Annotated in this window: 21 protein-coding genes; 8 read left to right on the top strand and 13 right to left on the bottom strand. The window is 33.2% G+C overall.

Annotated elements, in window-relative coordinates; translation table 11 throughout:
• Nucleotides 1-92: 92 nt before the first annotated feature.
• The 13 genes from ACU1JV_RS01075 to ACU1JV_RS01015 form a co-directional block, all read right to left on the bottom strand.
• Nucleotides 93-1,082, bottom strand: a complete 990-nt coding sequence (locus ACU1JV_RS01075) for a hypothetical protein (RefSeq protein ID WP_322152867.1) — start codon at nt 1,080-1,082, stop codon at nt 93-95.
• A gap of 28 nt (nt 1,083-1,110) precedes the next feature.
• Nucleotides 1,111-1,560 (bottom strand): hypothetical protein, encoded by a 450-nt coding sequence (locus ACU1JV_RS01070; RefSeq protein ID WP_322152865.1) that lies wholly within the window; start codon nt 1,558-1,560, stop codon nt 1,111-1,113.
• A 27-nt stretch (nt 1,561-1,587) separates the two neighbouring features.
• Nucleotides 1,588-3,045: a hypothetical protein gene (locus ACU1JV_RS01065; RefSeq protein ID WP_413986471.1), complete on the bottom strand. Its 1,458-nt coding sequence runs from the start codon at nt 3,043-3,045 to the stop codon at nt 1,588-1,590.
• Nucleotides 3,046-3,062: 17 nt separating this feature from the next.
• Nucleotides 3,063-3,200, bottom strand: coding sequence for a hypothetical protein (locus tag ACU1JV_RS01060; RefSeq protein WP_413986470.1), 138 nt, complete (start codon nt 3,198-3,200; stop codon nt 3,063-3,065).
• A complete protein-coding gene (locus ACU1JV_RS01055; RefSeq protein WP_446724478.1) occupies nt 3,197-4,780 on the bottom strand; it encodes a hypothetical protein in 1,584 nt (527 codons plus the stop codon). The genes ACU1JV_RS01060 and ACU1JV_RS01055 overlap by 4 nt, the downstream gene beginning before the upstream one ends.
• A gap of 18 nt (nt 4,781-4,798) precedes the next feature.
• Nucleotides 4,799-6,610 carry a terminase gene (locus ACU1JV_RS01050; RefSeq protein ID WP_413986468.1) on the bottom strand — a complete coding sequence of 604 codons (1,812 nt, stop codon included), beginning with the start codon at nt 6,608-6,610 and terminating at the stop codon, nt 4,799-4,801.
• The gene (locus ACU1JV_RS01045) at nt 6,607-7,647 is read right to left on the bottom strand and encodes a hypothetical protein (RefSeq protein ID WP_413986467.1); all 1,041 of its coding nucleotides are present in this window, start codon (nt 7,645-7,647) and stop codon (nt 6,607-6,609) included. Before ACU1JV_RS01045 ends, ACU1JV_RS01050 begins: the two co-directional genes overlap by 4 nt.
• A gap of 173 nt (nt 7,648-7,820) precedes the next feature.
• The gene (locus ACU1JV_RS01040; RefSeq protein WP_413986466.1) at nt 7,821-8,078 is read right to left on the bottom strand and encodes a hypothetical protein; all 258 of its coding nucleotides are present in this window, start codon (nt 8,076-8,078) and stop codon (nt 7,821-7,823) included.
• A gap of 27 nt (nt 8,079-8,105) precedes the next feature.
• Nucleotides 8,106-9,293, bottom strand: coding sequence for a hypothetical protein (locus tag ACU1JV_RS01035; RefSeq protein WP_413986465.1), 1,188 nt, complete (start codon nt 9,291-9,293; stop codon nt 8,106-8,108).
• 4 nt (nt 9,294-9,297) lie between these two features.
• Nucleotides 9,298-9,465 (bottom strand): hypothetical protein, encoded by a 168-nt coding sequence (locus ACU1JV_RS01030; RefSeq protein WP_413986464.1) that lies wholly within the window; start codon nt 9,463-9,465, stop codon nt 9,298-9,300.
• A gap of 451 nt (nt 9,466-9,916) precedes the next feature.
• Complete coding sequence (locus tag ACU1JV_RS01025; protein ID WP_190297405.1) at nt 9,917-10,240, bottom strand: HU family DNA-binding protein; 324 nt, start codon at nt 10,238-10,240, stop codon at nt 9,917-9,919.
• A gap of 195 nt (nt 10,241-10,435) precedes the next feature.
• Nucleotides 10,436-12,997 carry a hypothetical protein gene (locus ACU1JV_RS01020; protein ID WP_446724477.1) on the bottom strand — a complete coding sequence of 854 codons (2,562 nt, stop codon included), beginning with the start codon at nt 12,995-12,997 and terminating at the stop codon, nt 10,436-10,438.
• Between the two features lie 43 nt (nt 12,998-13,040).
• Nucleotides 13,041-13,292, bottom strand: a complete 252-nt coding sequence (locus ACU1JV_RS01015; RefSeq protein WP_446724476.1) for a hypothetical protein — start codon at nt 13,290-13,292, stop codon at nt 13,041-13,043.
• Nucleotides 13,293-13,462: 170 nt separating this feature from the next.
• Between ACU1JV_RS01015 and ACU1JV_RS01010 the strand changes: the two genes are divergently transcribed.
• The 8 genes from ACU1JV_RS01010 (at nt 13,463) to ACU1JV_RS00975 (ending at nt 21,518) form a co-directional block, all read left to right on the top strand.
• The gene (locus tag ACU1JV_RS01010; protein ID WP_446724475.1) at nt 13,463-14,518 is read left to right on the top strand and encodes a tyrosine-type recombinase/integrase; all 1,056 of its coding nucleotides are present in this window, start codon (nt 13,463-13,465) and stop codon (nt 14,516-14,518) included.
• 242 nt (nt 14,519-14,760) lie between these two features.
• Nucleotides 14,761-15,372: a hypothetical protein gene (locus ACU1JV_RS01005; RefSeq protein ID WP_161627022.1), complete on the top strand. Its 612-nt coding sequence runs from the start codon at nt 14,761-14,763 to the stop codon at nt 15,370-15,372.
• A gap of 448 nt (nt 15,373-15,820) precedes the next feature.
• Complete coding sequence (locus ACU1JV_RS01000) at nt 15,821-16,765, top strand: DUF3102 domain-containing protein (protein WP_029518050.1); 945 nt, start codon at nt 15,821-15,823, stop codon at nt 16,763-16,765.
• A gap of 2 nt (nt 16,766-16,767) precedes the next feature.
• On the top strand, nt 16,768-17,400 hold the full coding sequence (locus ACU1JV_RS00995; RefSeq protein ID WP_029518049.1) for an ORF6C domain-containing protein: 633 nt from the start codon (nt 16,768-16,770) through the stop codon (nt 17,398-17,400).
• On the top strand, nt 17,390-19,162 hold the full coding sequence (locus ACU1JV_RS00990; protein WP_446724474.1) for an ATP-dependent helicase: 1,773 nt from the start codon (nt 17,390-17,392) through the stop codon (nt 19,160-19,162). Before ACU1JV_RS00995 ends, ACU1JV_RS00990 begins: the two co-directional genes overlap by 11 nt.
• Nucleotides 19,163-20,115: 953 nt before the next feature.
• On the top strand, nt 20,116-20,403 hold the full coding sequence (locus ACU1JV_RS00985; protein ID WP_413986458.1) for a DUF4258 domain-containing protein: 288 nt from the start codon (nt 20,116-20,118) through the stop codon (nt 20,401-20,403).
• Nucleotides 20,404-20,454: 51 nt separating this feature from the next.
• Nucleotides 20,455-20,877: a helix-turn-helix domain-containing protein gene (locus ACU1JV_RS00980; protein ID WP_413986457.1), complete on the top strand. Its 423-nt coding sequence runs from the start codon at nt 20,455-20,457 to the stop codon at nt 20,875-20,877.
• Nucleotides 20,878-21,356: 479 nt separating this feature from the next.
• Nucleotides 21,357-21,518 carry a hypothetical protein gene (locus tag ACU1JV_RS00975; RefSeq protein WP_413986456.1) on the top strand — a complete coding sequence of 54 codons (162 nt, stop codon included), beginning with the start codon at nt 21,357-21,359 and terminating at the stop codon, nt 21,516-21,518.
• Nucleotides 21,519-21,539 lie beyond the last annotated feature (21 nt).

Here is a 21,539-nt window from a genome sequence, read left to right as displayed (position 1 = left end):
ACGTTGATGATTGTGCTGTCTGTAATAGTTATAGTAATACACTCCCTTAAAAAAGGGGATGAATGAACATCCCCTTATTATATTTTCAATTATTAGGTAAGAACAATTTTGGCGATTTTATCAATTTTGTTGATAGCAGTACCAAATTCAAAGCCAGTGATCTTAAGATCAACCTTTTCACGATTATTATCAAATGTTTCAAGAACACGTAACTGTCCACGCATATCCAGTGTACCGATTTTACCAGCGATACCGAATACACGTTTGTCAGGAAGCAACTGCATGTTATCACCAGTACGTTTTGCGCCAGAGATATGTCCAATACGAAGACCGTTATAGAAATTTACAAGTCCATATCGATTGAAATCATTTTTCATTTGTTCAGACATAAATGTGACTTGACCAGACATTTTAGCGATTTGTTGAGAGTATTTAGACAATGAAACTGTCATTGGATTCTCTCCTCTATCAATTAGATACAAAGCAAGTGCATCCAGTGCGGCAGGTGTAAGGGTAGCACCACCAGCATTAATTAGTTGCTCACCGCCGCCAATGGCTGCGTCAATCTGAGAAAAGATATCGAAAAACATTTTATTTTTAAGAGCCTCTTCAGCAAAGACTGTTAAGTTGGCAACGGTTTTTACACCGTTACGGCGCAAGTCGGCATATGTAATTTCTGTTTCAACTTGTTTGTGTTTCCAAACAGGAGCTACTTTAGTTACATCAATGTATGATTTATTTACATTACCGCCCTTTGTAGAATCATAAGCAATCAAAGTATTTTTTGGGTCTTCATTGATTTGATAATCATCAAATTCTCCGATAGAACCGCGATCAAACATAGAATCAAGCAATTCATCTGGAACATCGTAAACTTCTGGCGCAACTACTTTGACCACAAAATTAGAAATTTCCATATTAGGATCGGAGCCTTTTTCACCAATTTGTTTGGCCCATGCATCAACAACCGTAGAAATTTCTTTTTCTTCAGTATCTAGTTGTTTCTTATATTCAATCTTGGAAGCCCATTCGAACATTTTTCCTTTTTCGTTCATCAAACTTGCGATTTCTGTATGTAGCATTTATTTGCTCCTTATATGTATATTATTATTAAAGTACTTCTACTGAAGCTAGAGTGTAACCATTGTCAACTACTGTACCTGCAAATCTAAAACCAGTAGGATCGGTACTCTTCTTTAGTTTTCCTGCATCTACACCAGTTGTTTCGGCGGCTAAGTAATCTCCTACTACAAGTCCTGTGGGTAGATATTCTGTTATACCGTAAACTTCTCCACTCATGGGTTTTTCAAGTACAACTCGTTCACCAGCCTTTATATTCTCAAGTCGAGTGTCGTAGTCAGAAATTTCACCCTCTAGACTCATCAAACCTGTTGGATAATTATCTTTATTTACAAAATACAAGCCAACTTGAGAAGTTGGAGCAATAACTGTTTTTGTATTAAAATCCTTTTGAACTAGACGACCACGAACTGTTGGTGTGGCTGCTTGGAATGTAGCGTCAGCTACTTTATTAATGTGTGTTTGCAAATGTCTAAGCATTTAATTTATTCCTCCAGTAGTTATGATTTATTTATTGTGTAAAAAATGAGACATGATTTGAGCTGACTCATAAATATTTTCATCAGTATTAATATTTTTCTTGGTTGCTGAAACTTCGATTTCTGTATCTTTTTTTTCTGAGTTTTCGTTGCCTTGAGCCAGTTTTTGAATAAACCTTTCTGCGATAATTGCTTTGATTCCCTTTTCATCTAATTCATTAATTAGCTTTGAAATCTCTTCTGAGGTTTCGATTTCCTCTTTAGTAATAAAATCACCAGCAGTAGCCAAAACCTTTAAATCTTCTTTTTTTTGAGCCATTTCAGCTTCTTTTTGTGCTTTTTCAGCTTCTTCAATTTGCTGTTTAAACGGTGCTAATTCACTGATTTCCGTTTCTAGCTTAACAATCTTGTCGCTTGCTTCAACTAAAGCACTGGTTTTAACATCTAGTTCAGAGGTCAGCTTTTCATTTTCAGAGGCAAGGTTTTTATTAGTCAGCTCTTTTTCACTAAGCAATTTAGCAGTATCGTCAAGATTAACGCTAATATTCACATTTGTTTTTTCAGAAATTAACTTGCTTAGTTTCGTCTCAGTCTTTTCCCCAACAGAAACTACGTCTTCGCTGACGGTATAGGTGACTACTAGATAATCATCCTCTGAATCTCTGTCGATATCATATGCTAGAATTTTATGTTCTTCAGGATAAATCTCCCAAATAGAATAATACGGATTACTATTCCATCCTTTAGGATTTAGCGCCTCGTAAACTTTTTGGTGTAGATCTCTAGTAGTTAAAGAGGCTACTTGTGTTTTTTTCAATTCTTCTTCCTCCTTTGTTGAAAAAGCTATATCAGTAATTAAAGCATTGACTAACTCATTCTCAATATCGGTGTTGACTTTTGAGGCGATATTAATTAGACCACTTGAAGGATATGCAGGAGCAACGGTCTCACCTAAAAGTGCATGTCCTATAAATACTCCATTATCAATGTATTTAATTTGTTTACCATTTAAATCTTCATAGTGACTTTCAATCACTTGTACTTCCCATGACGTTTTTATACCCTCTTCAGAGGACATTCTTCTAGAAATGACGTCATATGCCTGAGAAAATCTTTTCCATATTTTTGCGTTTGCAACGATATGTTCTTTTCCATCAATTTCTTCAATACTAGCACTGTAGAAACTCCCAAAAGCAGAAGTGTCAAACTCGATTTCCTGATACGTGTTTCCATTTTCATCTTTTTTCTCTACAATCTTTACATTATGACCCGAAAAATCATTTCCATTTTGTGTAGCTATAATTTTCCCGACTACTGGTTTGGTGATGAGGGTGGTGAGCCAAGACTCTATGGTATCTCTAGTTAGTGCAACATCATTTCTATTTGGATCAAAATCACAAATAATAAATTTTGCATCCAATGTGTCGCTATCTACCGTGTCGCTAACATGTACTTTAAAATTACTTGTAAATTTAATCGTTTCCATTATTTCTTATCACCTCCTTAACCAAATTCTATACCAAATTCTTTAAGTAATTGTTCAACAGGAGGAGAGAGGCTATCACTCTTAGTGTGTCGTGTGTTATTCAAAACAACTTCAATTTCTTCATTACAGCAAGGGCAAACAATATTTAATTTCATTCTTTATTCCTTCTATCTTGATCTTGTAGTTGTTTATCGGGATTGTTATTATCCACTGGTCTACCACCAGCAGAATCACCGGAATTTGTATATGCTGTAAGCCTAGGAGTAAATATATCGTCATACTTCTGTTCATTTTCTTTTAGTCGTTTTTGCTTTTCGTCTTCGACATCTATTCCAAGAAGCCCATAAACTGTTGAATAACTGGCATTTAATTTGCTGTATAAAAGTTCAGACAATTTAAGTTTTAACTCTTTATCTAATTCCTCAGAACCAATGATTTTGATAGAAGGGCAGTATTCAAGAGGAATACCATTATTTTCGAGAACGACTTTATACCATTTCTCCAATATGTCTTCTAATTGTTCAGATATTTTGTTTATGGTCTTCATTAGTTCGTTCACAGAAATATTAGATGCCGTAAAAGATTGTCCCGACACTAAGTTAAGAAAGCTAATTCCCAAAGCAGTCATTTGTTTTTGTCTTTGATAATTTACATTCTCTATGTTCACATTTTCAGTTTTTGGTTCAACGTATTTTACATCTTCAACAAACGCCGCACCAGTGTATACAACGGTTTCGTTTTTCCAAGCATTCATTAAATTTGTATGTGCATATGCCATTTCTTCGAATGCTTGTTTGTCAAACTTTTCGCCTAATATTTCTTTATGTAATTTTTGGAATATGATCTTTTTAGCTTTAGCTTTAGCATTGATTCGATCAGTTCTTTCAAATGTCTCCAGCATTAAAGAAGGTCTCAAGGCGCGAAATATAGAGGTAAGACCATATTTTCTATTTAGATTGTTTAGTCTAACAATACCACTATTTTTAATATTCAACTTTGCATAAGGTTTCTTTTTTGTATATGCCTCATATATTTCAGAAGGATAGTTATTTTTAATCTCTTCATCTATTGTATCGAAAAATAAATTTTTTCCTTTTTTGTTTGTTTTTTTTAATCTTGTTTTGAGTTCATTTACATTAATCAATAAGTAAGGCTCTCCATCGATCTCGTAGTCGCTCACTTCTATTACACCTAAAGGATAGTAGTCAACAATATAAGAGTCTCCTTTTTTTCTGAGATACATGGGATAATTACCTTCTGAAAAAGACATAGGAATAACTTTGCGCATGAGTTGTTTGAGATTGATTTGTTTGTTAAAATTATTAATTAACTCTCTAGACTCATCTGAAATGTCTTGACTTTTATTTGTATCTACTTCGGGGAAAGATAGCCTATATTCAGTATTAACATTACTTTCGATAGTTTCATATACTTTCCCAATCAAATCGTCCTTATTAATGAAATATCTTACAATGGAATTAATCTTATTTATCTTATCTATGTCGTTTTGAGCGTTATCAGCCAACAGGTCTAGCTCTTCAGTGGTAAAAACAGTTCTCGACATTGAAGATTCATTAAGATAAGAGGAGTATTGATTAAAATTATTATCAAATTGATACATTGCTTGTTCTAGCCATAAGTGGCCTTGTTTTTGTGAAGTTACAATAATGGTGTCTTCATCTTTCTTTGAAGCAAAAACAACCTTAAAATCTTCTTCCTCTTTTTCAAGATTCATTTATTCACCTCGTTTCGTTTAGAAGTCAATTGAGGAAATAAAAGAGGGGGCATTCGACCAGTTGACTTTTGGTTTTTCCTTGTTAACAATACTTTCTCTTCTTAGATTTCTTAAATACCAAGCAAGCATAGCAATTGTATAGGCGCGGTCATCCCCGATTTTACTTTGCTTATCGGGGGGAAGATCATATCTTATGCTACCGTTTGTACTTTTAAAAGAATAGATGCTAACAAGTTCTTCCTTTGCAATGTCTATATTAACTAACGCCATCTCTTCATCAGACGATAATTTATATTGAGTATTTTCTCCATCATCGCCCAATAGAGTGATAAATCCTTTATTATCATAAGTTTCTGTGAATGATATTAAATCCAAACTCATCATTTCAATCAATGCATCAAACATATCTTTTTTGTACTTCTGAGGGGAAACAAGTTTGAGCTTGTTACTGGCAGTGGGGTATTGATGAGCGTGAATACTATATTCATCGTGAGTAGGGTCGATAAGTCCTTTATGTTTAATGCCTCGCACATCCGACCACTCTTCGAGCAAGCCATCAGCCCAAGCAGATACACCAGCACCCCCAGCACCAGAATCTATCAATACTTGAAGAATATTCTCATAGTCGGCAGATCTAGATCCATTATAATCAAGTAACATTTGTTTGAAGTGATTTATTTGATCTGGTGTTTTCATGGGTGTTTTTTTCTTTTTTGCTATATCTACAAAGCTTACCGAATTCGATATATTCATTTTCCAACCTTGATTGTCATCGTAATAAAATTCAGCAGGAGTACAAATAGAATTGTCATGTTGTCTAGCAGGATCTACTGCCAAGACGAATTTCCTATTTCCGTCATTTGCTAATACAGGAACTCTAACTTCGGAATTTCTTATAATTGTAGCTCTTTTAATAATCTGTTGGTCAGAACCCTCAGTTGTAAAAATGTTTTTGTACTCACGTAAAGCTTTTTCCTTGTTTTCTCGCATAGCTGTGTCAACTTTTTCTTGCGAGAGTAATGATACGGGATACAGTTTTCCGTTATAGGTTGCGCTTATAACCACATCACTGCTAATGTCAGCAACAAAATATCGTCTATCGCCTAATATCATTTTCTTTGAAAAATCACGATACTTTCTATAAAAATATGTGTCAGTAGATGAAGCAGAGGAGGCATATATGAGCTGATTTGGGAATTGCTTGGGTAACAATGTGACGTCCGTTTCTCCACCCAACCTAAAGTCACTATTCTGCGTTGTAAACGGTTCAGAAGTGGTAAATAACTCATCGGGCGCAAAACCACTTTCATCATAAAAATTTAAATTACTACGCTTACTTCTGTTATTGTCAAATGATCCATTCAAAGAACGAACTACACTGCCATTATAAAGTTTATACGAAAAAGAAGCGGGATTATGAGTAAATCCATCCGAGTTGGCTGCACTTTTCACTGTTTCATTGTAAAAAATATCTGTCAGGCCCGTAAAAGAAGCGATCTCTCTTTTTGCTATTTTTTCTATTTTCATAAACATTTCTTGTGATTGCGATCCCACGCCAGCCAAAATGTAAGCTTCGAAATTTGGAATTAGTGCAGATTTAGCCATTATAAATGGAGAGCCAAGAGTAGTCTTACCGCTATTTCTCCCCATACACCATAGAACGAAAGGGGTTGACCAGCTTTCCATAAATACATACTTTTGATAGTCTAGTAACTCTAAACCTAGAAATCTTTCTACAAATCTTACTGGATATTTGCGGCCCCATTGAATAACTTTTGCAAGTTTTATAAACCCTTCGATTTTTCTTTGAGACATATTATGGTCGTTCATTGAGGAACACCTTGGTTGGAATAACTTAATAATTGCTTTCTCATTATTCTGTTATCTTCTTCTAATTTAAAAGTTTTACTTTCTAATTCACTTATAAGTTCTCTTTGTTCCATTATCATTGCAGTGTAATCATTTTCATCAAATTGTAATTGTTTGAAAATACTCTCATTGCTAATATTAGCTACCTGTCTCATGCCTTCGCTAGTTTCAATATCGAAAATATTCACATCTGACTCTTCAAATCCTTTTTCTTGTAGCTGTTTTATGATTCCAGTCAATGTTCCAGCGCCCTTGCTTTTGTTATTATTGTGATTAACAGAAATACCATTGTCTTTAGCAAGTGCCAAAACAGATTTATACATCTTATCTTTGGCATCTATTAATGATTTAATGATCCCAGCATTATCGGTTAACATTTTTACATCAGATGTCATAGATGATATCGTGTTATTTATCTTATCTAATTGATTAAATGTTTTTACTATTTCAATAACAGTGGGGAGCTTAAAACCATCTTCAAGTGTACTTTCATCTAAGAAGTCAACAAGTTTATTGTATAAATGTCGTTTATCCTGTTCATTTTCAAACTCGAACGGGTCATATCCAACCATTTTTATTACATCTTTTCTGTTGTTGTCTTGCATTTCTACTTCAAAATTATTTAGTTCATTATCATTGCTTTCTTCGTTGTTCTTAGTTTTTAGTTCTACATTTGAAACTGTTTGGTCACTATCTTTCCAAGTTAGCTCTCTATACTTGGGTAATCCTAGTGTTTTCATATATATGCCAAAAAGATCATGATTTTTTAGCTTCGCTTCTTCCTCAGAAGAAATCCATAAGCTATGTATAAATGGTCTGTTGATTTGCATAAGTATATCTTTTGCGGTGTTTAAATCATCATAGTTAATCGAGTTCTTTAAACAATTTTTACAAACACTCAGCCGACCATCGCTATCGAATTTATTGTAGGACTTATAAAAATGCGAAAGAGCCAATTCTTTCTCGCAAGAAATACACATCTTCTTACTATCAGCCAATACTTCACCTTCTTTGCATAGAACAAACATAATAAAATTCCCATTTGATTGTGAAAAAGCATGGGGTAGGAGGGAGCAGCCTGTTTAAAGACGGAAGTCTCCCCATGAGAAACAAATAATAAAAAGCCTGATAGGACTCAGGCATTTGATTTATGTATTCCTCAGACTCTAGGTTACTTCAATTTATTCACAATCTTTGTGATTTCATCAGGAGTGACAATTTGTTTTGCTCTTTTGTCAGTTCGATTACCATAAATAAATGCTGCTCCATCTTCGGCATAATATACTACGGATTGTTTATTGATCACTGGGTATCCGTGTTCTTCTTCAATATCTACTTCAACAATTTTCTTGTTTAGAGCGTACTCTTCTGCTAGCTCTTTCTCATTAACTACATGCAAAATTTGATATTTATCTAAGTATGCGTACATTTTTTCCTCCAATAATATGTATGTGTTTTATTTTATATCTTGTAAGTTGATATCTATCTTGTATTCAATTCGTCCATCTTCATTAAAGATGTGCATTTTTTGCATTGCGTCCGCATACATACGTTTACTGATTGCGTAAGAGTCCGCGCCGCAAAGACTGCCATTAGAAATTACAGTTGTCCTACCAAAATCTTTTACTGTGTCGTGATGAATGTGGCCTTGAAAGAGATATTGAGGGATCACTCCGAGGAATTGAGGTAATTGTCGAGCAGCACTTGAGACATGATCTAGATCACCATGTACATATATGTGGGGCTTTTCAAATGATTCGTCGATAAAATAGCCATCTTCACCTTTTAATAGTTCAATATTATCGAATTCTCTTAGTCGAGTTTCCATGTACCAAGGAATAATATTTTCAAAATTCTCTTTTAATATTGCTTCATTTTTACTTTGAAAGGTACGGCTGTGATTACCGATTAGATTTATGACTCTTACTTTCGGTACATACTTTGCTATCTCTGCAACAGATTCAGACAACCTCTCTGATATGTATTGAGTTTGAGAGATGACGTCTTCACTCTGTTCAATTCTTGAAGTTAGATGGATAAACCCTGCGATTTGATCTCCAATAGAAGCTATTGTTAACTCATTAACATTATGTTTCTGACAATAATAAATCGTCTTAGATACAAGATAGTTAAACCGCTTATCAAACACATGTGGATTATATTTGTTTAAAGAGTTATCTGATTCTTGTCCATAATGAAAGTCTGAAAAAAGCACATTTGCGCGTATATAAGAGGAACTTTCCATGACAGGAGAGTAGGGGAGAGGCTTAACTTTCTCAAGTTGCTTTATGCTTGACGAAATTTCTTCTTTCAGATGCTCAAACTTAGCAATCATCTTAATTTTATTATTGAATTCGCGCTTTTGATCTTGAAATTGATATTTTTGCTTTTGTAATTCAATAGTTTTATCTTCAATTTCGCGTCTGTATTCATCAGTTGATGACTTGTTTACGCCAATGGAGATACCACGAGTAAGTAAATGAAACTCTTTACGGTATTTAGACTCTGTGAAATCTTCATTAAGATATTCATTCATAAGAGTAGCAATTTTAGTCCAAGATAGCTCTAGTGTGTCCTTATTAGAACCAATACGAATGAGATATTCTTCGTATGTCTCGTTGTGCAAAGGTTTTAAAGGAGTCATTCATTCACTCCTCAATATCTAGTCCAACTGGGATCTCATAATCTTCAATTGGAGCAACTTTGATTTTTTCTCCATCAATTGTAATAGTAATTTTTGACGCATTAGGATATAGACCAAAGGCAGCTTCCCGAATTCCATTCAGACCAACCAATTTCTCTTTATTTGATTCCATATATATTTACTCCCTATAATATGTATTTTTTGAGTCTAAGCGATCCGCTTTCTATAGTTTACCTTGATTGGGTAGGATAGAAGAGGGGTGATCACCCCCTCGAACTTACAATTTGCCCCGGACGGGGTCTCAATATAATGTATTGTTTCTTTACACAAGAGTGAGTTGAAATACGAGTTGAGGGAGATGGCAATCCCCATCTCTTTAATACTACTAGGGCGTGTAGACTGCCTATTTCTACTTCATTGACTTCTATCTGGCTTGCACCAACTTTACCACTCACTCTTTTCTGGCGGTGAAACACCAATCTAATGCTATGACCTTATAGTGATTAATGGACAACTCGAAGCCTAGGTAAACACGGAGATTGTGATCCCCCCGGAAGGGAACGCCACATTGCCCTGTGGCGCGAACCACAAATGGTTCTATTTATGTATTAAACTTTATAAAATTACTGTTTTACTGTATCTTTTAGTGCTTTAGCGGCTTTAAATGCAGGCTTTTTCGACGCAGCGATAGCAATAGTGGCTTGTGTTTTGGCTGTTTCAGCATCTACACCTTGCTCTTTGAGTTCTGCTAGTAGTTTCGGATTAATACCGTTTCGAGCAGCGGTTTCACGCACCTCAAATGTACCAAAGCCAGCAATCTTAACTTCTTCGCCTTTAGCCAATGCACTTGTAATAGTTGCAATTGTAGATTCGACTACAGCTTCAACGTCTTTTTTTGTGTAACCTGTAGTTTCTGCAATCACTTTCACCAATTCTGTTTTGTTCATAGTTATATAATCTCCCTTAAATTTTGTATTTTTTAATTTAAAAAGATAGAGTCGTCCGCTTATACTTAGCCTATAGCCGTTTTAAGAGCAACAATAATTTGGTTAACCTTTGCCATTCGGAAGTCTCTATCATATAGCAATAATTGATGACCTCAAAAAACCTAGTGTTTATATGTATTTTTTGACGATTTTAAATTAAAAGTGTGGAGTTTTTTTAAAAGCCATTAAGAATTTATCTTTTTGGGCCTTATAGATGATGTTCAGCATTCTCGATGAAATTTTATCTTTTTTGTGTTTTGATATTTTTAATAGAAGAGAGTACATAGTATCTTGACTGACTTTTAGTTTATCAATATAAAACTTATAATATTTCAGTATTTCATCAACACTTTCGTCGCGCTCTTCATCGGATAGAGCCTTATTGTATACTCCGTTAATCTTCATACACATGTCATCGACGTACTCAATAATTTTGGTTTGCTGCTTTCTATCTCCAGCTTTGAGGTTATGTTTGACCAGTGTATCTTTAAAATCAGCGTTCTTTCTATGACTTGCTTTATCAATTTCATCCATTTCACTGAAAAGGAAATCCATTGGACATTCATACTGTGCAGTTCTGACGGTTTTATTCTGGCTTACGTATTTCCAGAATAGAGGTTTTTCCTTTTTTAACTCTTTCGTCTTTGCAACAAAATCAATTTCTTTCTTAATATCTATCTCAAACATCTTTTTTGCTAAATCAATACATATACCAGAGAGAACAGTGACTACATCAATTTTTTTCATTAATTCTGACAGTTCAGATTCGCTACTCCCAGTATTCAATCTATCCCAATAAGTAGACATACAAAGCTGACCAACGTTAACAGTACGTCCTATGTATTTTTGACTCTTTGAAAGTTCTTTGTCAATCAGTGACATATCATAATTACATACTTGATATTTTTTTTTACTACTTTCAACTTGATTTATACATACTCTGTACTTACCAAATAACTTTTTGCTAATTTTTAAAAGATCATCATTGTCAATCATTAGTACAGTATCGCTATCGTAATCACACCCTGAGAGTATATCTTGCAGAGGGAAGCCGATAGCATTTACACAGACAATATTATCAGTTAAATTAAAATATTTTTTGATGTCCTTAACAAAAATATTTTTGGCAACTAACACGTTGCTTGGGCTGGTATGCGGATTTCTGAATCCAGTTATCTCTTTTAATCCGAACATGGTGGTATGTACTTCGTTTTCCTTCAAGGATGGATTGTTTATATCCAACTTACCAATAGCATGCGAAAGAAATTCCATTGGGTTACCTAACATGACTAGGTAATCCCCGTGCATCCTAATCTTTCCTCTTTTGATGTGGTTGACATGTGCGTTTATAGCTTCAGTTCTAAATTTACGGAATATCTTTGTGCCAACTATATCTCTATTCTGATAGTACAAATCTACAAACATATTGTTACTATTTATATCATTTGCCGATTCTTTTATAAACTCGATGAAATAATCGTCGTCATTTTTTAGTTTTTCTATTATATATTTGTCAAAATCAGAAAACCTCTTGATATCTTCTCTAGTTATTGGCAGAGAGTTGAGCATCTGATAACTCGTCTGCTGGAGGATATTACCATATTCATCAAACCCACGTTTAGATTTTTTTTCATGTTTGCAGACACCAAAGGAACAGTCATTATCTAAGACAATCTGTTTCCAGTGTTCCCACATGTCCAAATCTGAACCCAACAGATGACTAAACTTCAAAGCCTTAAGGCTAGTTGGCGTAATAATCAAATGAACGTCTCTTGCTAGTATATCTAACCCAAACATATTGGTCAGCGACCAGTCGTCATAACTAATGTGAGAGGGACATTGAGATTTTAAATAGTCTTGAATATTGCAGTTGAAGGCAGCGCTTTTGAACATGTGATTTCTTAAAAGCATCATTCCTTTATTATCCGTGAAGTATTGACTATCCAATAAAGACTCGCCATCGAATAGACTATTTTTTATTTCAGATGTGTCTGTGAAACTATTCAGATATCCATTAACATCTGTACGAATAACATTGCAGGTTTTTATGAATTTACTCTCAACGTCAGTAATAATTAAAATGTTATTTGGGTCAATTTTAATTACATCTTCAAGAGAAGATCCAACTAGACTCTCGTATGCTAAGAGAGAAGGGTAGTCCACTGAGACAGAGGGGTTCATAAAATTTAAATTCATGCGACTCCAAGTGATCATAGAGGTATACAACTCTTCTTTAATAAAAAGACACTGTCCGATCCTGCTTTTAGCACTCGATCTTTTATAAACAACATATTTCATACTATTGTAAACAAATCCCTCTGTATATAACTTTGTACGCAAATCCTCGTTGGACAACTCTGACCACTTTGGCGAATCTATATCCGACTCAATATTATGTATGAAGTCATGCAATTTCTGTTTGTAATCTACTTTGTCATTTTCCAAAGAATTCAACTTTGAAGTCAATGCCTTGATTAATTCTTTTCCTGATTTGACTTTTTGTTTAAATTTAACGTTTATGATATCTAAAGAGAATAGTTTGTCATTAGTTTTTTTCTTTGTTGTTTTTAATCCTATGTCTGCAAGTTTATTTAACTCCAAGCTACTTGGGATCATTCCGACATAACTCAAGTCTAAATCTCGATCCCTATACATGTAATTGTATATATCACTTCCTTCAACAGAAGGGATGTATACTGATTTGTGCAGTTTACTCAAAAATATAATCCCCCAATACTCAATTGCGAATATAAATATATTTTTATATTTGCTTAATAGAAGCAATCTCATTCTTTGTATAACTATCTTCTGGTTCGTGAGGCTTTCTATAATACTTCTTCTGCGCTTCATTTTTTAACCAAATTACTTCGACATCCATATATGTATAATCTATTTCTTCAATGTCTTTATCTAGTGAAACGTCTCTTTCATCATAGTAATCCAGTTCAAATCCGTCATAGTATTGATCCTCCCAAGTGATAATTGAATGATTTCCCTTATATCTTTTTACCATTATGTATTTTGTTCCCCTCAAGTTTTATTTTTATATTAGAGACGATTAATCTCTGTGGACTCAATATATCATCTCCCACATTTTTAGTCAACAAAATAATATATATTATTATATTTACTTATATGGAGATGCATTATATAATGAAAGCAAGCGAAAGGAGGTTGCGTGAGATGAGCGCAGCGTTAAATAATAATGTAGTTGGCTTACATACTAATAGAGTATCTGAAAGTATATCAGCCTATTTAATGAAGGTTAAAAGAAGAAATGAAAACACATACTACAATTATGAAGTTGCTATTCGTAGATTTTTTATTTGGTATAAAAATAAAACTCTAGAAGAATTAAAAGTGGAAGATCTTGATATCTTAAATGAACAAATGATTAGGTATCAAGCTCATTTATTGGATGATTATGATTATGGACATAACTATGTAAATGCACTGGTAGCTCCAATCGTTAAGTTGTATGAACATTTGTCTCGAAATAGGTATAACGTAAAGGCAGAAGATGTCCGTTTAGACAAACTCCCAGACGATGGAGAGAGCTATGGGGAATTGACTGTAAGAGAAGCAGAAACTATGGCTAAACTCGTTGTAAAACAAAAGAAAGGACAAGAGAAATCGGCCATTATTAGGTTGGCATATACAACAAGCTTTAGAAAGAGTAGTCTACTACATATTAAATGGTCTGATATAACCAAAGATCGTAGCGGTACTATCTACTTAGTTAAGGCAGTTGGAAAAGGAGGCAAGGCTCATACACGCCCCATATCTGAAGATTTGTATCACGAACTATTAAAAATAAAAACACAACCGTATTACCAAAGATATAATGATGATTACATTTTTCATCTATCAAAAGATACAATTCGAAATATGATGAATACATTAAAAGAAGAAATGCATATCACAGAGGAAAGAAATGTCGTTTTTCACAGCTTAAGGAACGTTGCTGCTGGTTATATTAAAGAGACTGGTGGAGATATTGAAGAAATTCGTGATCAACTTAATCATTCCGATTATAATTCATTGAAACATTACATGCATAAAGACACTGATTACTTAAATATGGCTGGTATACGAATGAATGAAGAAATTGAGGATGAGATTTTAGAAGGTCTAAGCAGAGAAGAACTACTGAGTTTAATCAATAACCAAAACGAGACTGTTAGGCTTATATTGAAAAGAGAGGCTAAAAAAATGATTAATGAAAAGGGGAGTAAATAATTGAACGATATTATTGACTTAAAATCAAAATTTGAAAAAGATAGTGTTCCCTAGGTGGGAGTCCCCCTTAGTATGTACAGTTGGATTATATGGGAACTCTAAATCATGATATAGGAAAGGAAAACAGCATGAAAATAAATGTTCGTCTGTTTTTGTTACTTGAAAATTAAACTATGGACGAAAACAATAAACCAATTAAACAGACCATACAAATCAGAACGGATGTAGTAAGAGATACTAACTTGAGTGTGAATGGGTTTGCACTTGTACTATACTTAAAATATTTATACTGGAAAACAGGGAACAAATCCGAGTTCGAGGCATTTGCTTCTGACATAAAGGATTTTTTATGTATCTCAGACAACAAAACATTGAAATCTATATTTATAGAACTATATAATTTAAAGTATTTAACGAGACAAATTGAAGAGCTAAAACAAAACAAGCCCTTATTAATTACATTGAATAAGGAAAAGTTTTTGACGGACTCCAATAAAGAAGAGACAGAATACTTTGCTCAATTACCAATCAATATTCTTTATGGTATGAGAGATAGAAAATTAGACAGAAAAGAAGTGAGAATACTTTATTATTTAAAGAGTTATATAAACTATTACACAGATAACAAGAAGATGTATTGTTACCCGGGAATTGAAACGACTATGACCAAGGAATTGAACATGAGCAAAAATACAATTCCTAAATATACTAAGTTGCTTGAGGGCAAAGGATTAATTAGTATTGAGAAAAATGTGCTACATACTAGTTATCAATATGATGATGAAGGTAAGTTATTATTCAATAGGTACAACAACCATTATTACCTGAATTACGAGGGGCTGGAAACCCTGTGAATTTACCTAGTCCCAATTTATCCAATATCCACTCCCAATTTATCCAACATCCATTCCCAAATCATCCAAGAACTACTCCCAAATCGTCTTGGAGAAAATGGGGACTAGTAAGTTAGTAATAGATCTTTAGATTTTTAGATGTGTATATACAGTATTTAGAGCATGGCTACGCTGGCGCTTGACCAACTCTTGGCTTCTGATTGTTTGTTGGTTGAGGTTAATGTTTAACCTGTTGTTAATTTGACTTCTATTACTCAAAACACTGATTAATCTAAAGAGATGAAATTATTAGGTGTCTGATTAATGGGAATGGTAGGGTCAGGGTATGGGATTTGAATTACTGATTAAATAATAAATATAAAATGATATATACAAATATAATAATATATGATATTGTTATTGTATGAAAGATTGATAGATTAAACTTTCATACAAAGGAGATGTGAATTTGACAAATGAAATAGTTTTATCAAATGACTTAAATATTATCACGGCAGAGATTAACAGTTACAAACAAATAGCCGGACAGTCCGTATTTGAGATTGGACGACGATTGAAGCATGTGAAAGAGAATGATTTGGTGCATGGTGAGTGGTACGAGTGGTTGAAGACTGTTGATATAACTCCTAGAACTGCAACTCGTATGATCCAAGCGTTTGAACAGTTTGGAAAACGGACGACGTCGTCCGATTTGGCGGTAGGTAAAATATTCGAAATGCTCTCTCTACCTGAATCCGTTGATCGTCTGGAGTTTATTGAACAGGATCATACTGTCCCTTCGACTGGTGAGCAGAAGACGGTAAGTGAGATGACTGTGCGTGAATTGCGTGAGGTTAAAAATTCACTCAAGGAAAAAGAAAATACAATTAAAGCTTTAGAAAATGACAAAAACAAACTAAATAACAAAATAAAATCATTAGAAACTCAAAGCCAACAGGCTGTTTACAGAGAGATAATTAAAGAAGTGACTCCAAAGAATGTACAAGATGAATTAAACGATCTACAGAGATCTTTAGAAACAAAAAATAGACAGTATGACTTATTAACTCAACGAGAAAAAATCTTAAATGAGAAAATTGAAATATATGAACAAAACACGGAGAGTTACAATCAATTGAAAAACCAAATTGAACTTTTAACTAAAGAAAAAGACGATGTTGGAAGACAGATTGAAGCAGCAGTTTCTTTATCAGGATACATAGTGGAGATCGAAGATTTCCTTAAAAATAAGTTAGCGCCAATACAATATTCAAGAGCCTTATTAGAGGTTAAACATAATCCAACAGTGATTCAGAATGTAAAAGATATAGTAGAATGTGTTAAAATGTGGTGTTCTGAGATCGAGAGTTATATTCCTAATAACAGAATTATTATTGAAAGTGAGGATATTTAATTATGAGTATGGATTTCGAACAATATGTAGAGATGAATAATAAAATGCTAATTAGTATGAATGAGATGATCAAAAAAGGAAAGGAAGAAGCAGAGACTAATGCAGTTAGTAAAGCGACGGAATTATTAGATCACTTTATAGGTGAATTAGCTTTAGTGAAAAACGATAATTCTCTGTTGAAAAATGAACTTGAAGAAGTAAAACAAAAAAATTTACTCCTGTCTGAAAGACAAGATAGAATGGAAGAAATAACTTTCATACTTAAAACCGATGAAGAAAAGAAGATTACACTGACTAAGTTGATTCAAAAACTAACATTTGCTAGTTTTACAGTCAACAAAAACAATATTAAGTATAAATTATTTCATAGATCGATAGTAACTTATTGCTATTCAAAATTGTACGATTACTTTGGGGTCAAATCCTATCAGAGTATAAAAATTAGTGATTTCGATAAGGCATTGACAGTAATATACGATTTTTTTAGAAATAAACTAAATATAAAAAGATGTGTAGATAAAAGATTAAATACATACATAAAAGACATTAACAATGGAAATTTAGATCCTCATGAAGAAAAATTGGTTAATAAATATCTTGATCAGATTAAAGGAGAACTAAAAAATGCAATTTAATGAACAGCAAAAACAAGCAATTGATTTTTACAAGGGAGCTTGTGCTGTTATAGCTGGTGCCGGAAGTGGCAAGTCCACAGTTTTGATTAACAGGATCAAAAATCTGATTGAGAATCATGCTGTTCCCGAACAAGAAGTTTTAGCAATTACCTTTACAAGAAATACGGCGGACGAACTAAAAAAGAAGTTATCTAGAATGGGGTATATAGATGTAAACATTGGCACATTTCATTCTATATGCTCAAGAATTTTGGCAAAAGAAGGTATAAATCTAACACAAGACAAGCTAATTAAGGAGTGGCAGATTGAGAAATTGTTTAGTGATGGAGAAAACAGGCTTGATGTAAAAGATATTATTAGTTTTATCAGTTATCAAAAAAACTATATGAAGACGTACACTGATACTTTTATGGTCAAAGAAAGTAACTATGATGAGGATGAATTAAGGGATTATTATAGAAAATACGAATTCTTCAAACAGGCAAATGATCTACATGATTTTGATGACTATTTATTGAATTGCTTAGAAGCATTAAGGAACAACCCCAATAAGCATACATATGATTTTGTTTTAGTAGACGAACATCAGGACTCGAATCTTGTTCAAAACTCTATTCTTAAGGAGATATGCAAGTCGGGCAATATGTTCTGCGTCTTCGATTACAGACAAGCTATTTTTTCATTTCGTGGAGGAAACCCTGAATATTGCATGAATTTTTCAAACGATTGGAATGATGCAACAATAATAAATTTAGATTTAAATTATCGATCTGCAAGCGGTATAGTTGAAAGTGCAAACACTTTTATAGAAAAGTACTATGGGGATTATGAGCATTATTCAAAGGCGATTCCTTCTAGAGAAGAGCAGGGAATCATTAAAATAGAAAGTAGCTACGATAGAGAATCTGAAGGAGAAAAAATAGCGAATGAAATTGAATGCTTAATAAAGAAATACAATAAACCAAAAGAGATAGCAGTATTATATAGATTAAATTCCCATTCAGGTTATATAGAACATGAATTACGAAAAAGAAATATTGAATATGACATTGTGAATGATAGCAGCTTTTTTAAACGAAAAGAGATTGCTGGTATTCTGGCCTATATGAAACTAATTGTTAACCCACATGACGATGGTGCATTTCTAGACATGTTTAGATTAAGGAATCAACCTTTGGCATATTTTAGTGAGAAGATTTTGAGTGAGATAAAAAGATTTTCTGGCGCTAATAATATGTCTATGTACGAAGCACTTATAAGTATGAGATATCAAAATAGTTGGCAAAGGAATAGCGCTCTACAGTTTGAGGGTTATATAAATAGACTAAGATTGCAATTGGATAAAAATATTACAACTTCATTGTTGGTGGATAATATTATTAAAGTATTTCAGATGAACGAATACATAGAAGAAAAATATTCAAACGAAGAAGATATTAAAGATAGAAAAGATTCACTAGAAATTTTAAAGACATTTGTTAAATCAGAAAGCCCAGTCAAATTTTTAGATTACATAAACAACAGCACAAAGAAAAAAAGTAAAGATAAGTGTGTTAAATTGATGAGTGTACATGCAAGCAAGGGGTTAGAATTTGATAATGTTTTTTTGATTGGAGTGGAAGATGGAAAATTTCCACATAATAAAAGTGATTTGATTGATGAAGCAAGGTTGTTTTATGTTGGGGTGACCAGAGCCAAAGAAAATCAAACAATAAGCCAAATAGGGGTAGATAATAAGTTCGTTGATGAATATTTGACATAATGCATGAATTTTTTAGAGCATTCATTTTATATGAGTGTTCTTTTTTTATTTGATGAATTATCTGTTCTAATCGGAAGGGTAAAAATGCTCAATCGCAAATGGGTAAAAATAGTGAAAAATTATAAATAAATAAAGGGTTTCGGGGAAAGGAGAGTAGATATCAATCGGAAAAGTGTATATAAACAAAGGGAAAATAGACTAGGAGGTACTAAATTTAGTGTAAATATAGTTGATTACAAGATTGTAATAATGTCAAAAATACATATAAAATGTGGTGTGTTACGATTGGAGTTACGATTGAGATGAGGGTGAATTATGAGATATAAGTTACAAACATGTCATATATAAAATTAGAGTAAAAAAATAACTTAAGTATGGAAGTGGATGTGCTACAGCATTATTTGTAAAATTTAGGTGTGCTTTGGATGTAAACTACCCCCCGGTATACCCTTCTAAATGGTATAAAACCATAGTTGTATACCATTTAGGATTACCACTCATTCATGCCTAGCATCAACACATCAATATATTACCAATTAAATTAAATGGAAATAATTTTCAAATTTATACTAAAACTCAATTTCAAAATTCATATTGATTAATTAAATTATAGGTTGGGGGTGTGAACTGTAATTCTGGATCGCATGGTAACGTTATAAGCGTGATACAAGACTTGTATATACAGGATGCATCAATACTCCATCACATTTAATATAATTTACCTATCTATCACATAACTATATTCCACCTAATCCATATCAATTTATATCATCCTATTATCTTTCTCCTATTTTCATCTATCACGATACATTATAAACTATAACTATACTATCTATCCTTATCTTAACAATCCACCTAACTTTATAATAAGCAAATATAATCATATAATATATAATGATTGACTTAATATAAATTCTAGTGTATACTTGAATTATAGATAAGGAGGTGATATCATGAATGAACAACAAATAATATCCAAGCTTCATCAATTGGCTCTAGATGGTAAATACGTCTACACTAAACACGCACGTATCCAAATGATAAAACGTAACTTAACTGAGTCTGATGTGTATGATGTCTTATGTAACATCCATTCAATATTACGCACTGATGCAGACAACCTTGACGGTATCACCTCATACAAGATTGAAGGAGGTAGCAATAATCATCGTTTAGCCTTAAAGGTTACAGGCATAGGTAATGAGACAATTGTCATCATAACAGTGATGGATAAACAATGAACACTACATATAAATGAGAGGTGTCACAACCTCTCTATAGGAGGAATAAGCATGAATCAATGTGTACAGTGTGGTTCTGCAAGTATGATTAAGTTCAAGGACACAATAGAACATGAAGAGAATGGAAAGGTTTATGTAATTGAAGGTATAGAAGCATTCAAATGTGAGTCATGTGATGAGGTATACTACACAACAGAAGGAAGCAAGCAGATTGATAAGCAGCTTACCATATTCCGTGCAGAAGGGTTTGACAACTCTTTACATGATGTTGCTAAGCAAAAGGGATTAACTCAAAAGGATCTAGGCTTAATGCTCGACCTCTCACATCAAAGAGTGAGCCAAATTATGAATGATACATCGACACTGGATGTTAAAACTATGATTAAGATAGCGAATACAATCAATGAGCCTGTGGATAGGGTGTTTAAGTTTAAACGAATAGAGAATAGAGATAATAAATATTACATTGTATAACCGTCTAATTGACGGTTATTTTTTGTTTAATCCTTATATACATAAATATAATCATAATGTTCCACGTGAAACAAATAATAAATGAATTAAACTCATTTAAGGCATCAGTAAATTATAATTTACATTTTATAAACAAAAATAATCGTATACATACTAAAAATTATATGGTATAATTATATATGTAAGGGAGGGAGGTGAAACCACTTGGACAACTGGCAGAAAACAGCAGTCATCATTTCCATTCTAACTTTCTTACGTCTTGTGTATAAGGACATATCCGAATACATAGCATCAAGAAAGAAGAAGCGGAAAAAGAAAAAAGCACCTACGTCTCGCACAAGACGTAAGCGCTAATCCAAGTCCCTAAAACTTGATGACAATGCAAGGACGGAAACTAACACCGTCCTACTCTTATCCCTTACATTGTATTATAAATTGTTGCCTATAGTCAATAAACATGTGAAGGAGGACAATAAAATATGAAGTCTGAAGCATTCACGAGGCTATCTATAGCTGTTATCATGTTTGCACTTGCGTCATTTTTGCCTAACTGGTGGTCTATAAGTATTGTTTCATTTGTTGGCTTGTATTCACTGATTACTGGTTTTATTAAGCTCAGAAAGGTTGATAAAGATAACTAAGATTAAAGTTGTAGATTCTAT

The organism is Paenibacillus sp. T2-29 (assembly GCF_052921365.1).
This window is presented reverse-complemented; position numbering and strand designations above follow the sequence as displayed.

Excerpts from the sequence above, each read along its gene's own strand:
- ACU1JV_RS01075 (WP_322152867.1), bottom strand. The coding sequence starts at position 1,082 with ATGCTACATACAGAAATCGCAAGTTTGATGAACGAAAAAGGAAAAATG.
- ACU1JV_RS01070 (WP_322152865.1), bottom strand. The coding sequence starts at position 1,560 with ATGCTTAGACATTTGCAAACACACATTAATAAAGTAGCTGACGCTACA.
- ACU1JV_RS01065 (WP_413986471.1), bottom strand. The coding sequence starts at position 3,045 with ATGGAAACGATTAAATTTACAAGTAATTTTAAAGTACATGTTAGCGAC.
- ACU1JV_RS01060 (WP_413986470.1), bottom strand. The coding sequence starts at position 3,200 with ATGAAATTAAATATTGTTTGCCCTTGCTGTAATGAAGAAATTGAAGTT.
- ACU1JV_RS01055 (WP_446724478.1), bottom strand. The coding sequence starts at position 4,780 with ATGAATCTTGAAAAAGAGGAAGAAGATTTTAAGGTTGTTTTTGCTTCA.
- ACU1JV_RS01050 (WP_413986468.1), bottom strand. The coding sequence starts at position 6,610 with ATGAACGACCATAATATGTCTCAAAGAAAAATCGAAGGGTTTATAAAA.
- ACU1JV_RS01040 (WP_413986466.1), bottom strand. The coding sequence starts at position 8,078 with ATGTACGCATACTTAGATAAATATCAAATTTTGCATGTAGTTAATGAG.
- ACU1JV_RS01035 (WP_413986465.1), bottom strand. The coding sequence starts at position 9,293 with ATGACTCCTTTAAAACCTTTGCACAACGAGACATACGAAGAATATCTC.
- ACU1JV_RS01030 (WP_413986464.1), bottom strand. The coding sequence starts at position 9,465 with ATGGAATCAAATAAAGAGAAATTGGTTGGTCTGAATGGAATTCGGGAA.
- ACU1JV_RS01025 (WP_190297405.1), bottom strand. The coding sequence starts at position 10,240 with ATGAACAAAACAGAATTGGTGAAAGTGATTGCAGAAACTACAGGTTAC.
- ACU1JV_RS01015 (WP_446724476.1), bottom strand. The coding sequence starts at position 13,292 with ATGGTAAAAAGATATAAGGGAAATCATTCAATTATCACTTGGGAGGAT.
- ACU1JV_RS01010 (WP_446724475.1), top strand. The coding sequence starts at position 13,463 with ATGAGCGCAGCGTTAAATAATAATGTAGTTGGCTTACATACTAATAGA.
- ACU1JV_RS00995 (WP_029518049.1), top strand. The coding sequence starts at position 16,768 with ATGAGTATGGATTTCGAACAATATGTAGAGATGAATAATAAAATGCTA.
- ACU1JV_RS00990 (WP_446724474.1), top strand. The coding sequence starts at position 17,390 with ATGCAATTTAATGAACAGCAAAAACAAGCAATTGATTTTTACAAGGGA.
- ACU1JV_RS00985 (WP_413986458.1), top strand. The coding sequence starts at position 20,116 with ATGAATGAACAACAAATAATATCCAAGCTTCATCAATTGGCTCTAGAT.
- ACU1JV_RS00980 (WP_413986457.1), top strand. The coding sequence starts at position 20,455 with ATGAATCAATGTGTACAGTGTGGTTCTGCAAGTATGATTAAGTTCAAG.
- ACU1JV_RS00975 (WP_413986456.1), top strand. The coding sequence starts at position 21,357 with ATGAAGTCTGAAGCATTCACGAGGCTATCTATAGCTGTTATCATGTTT.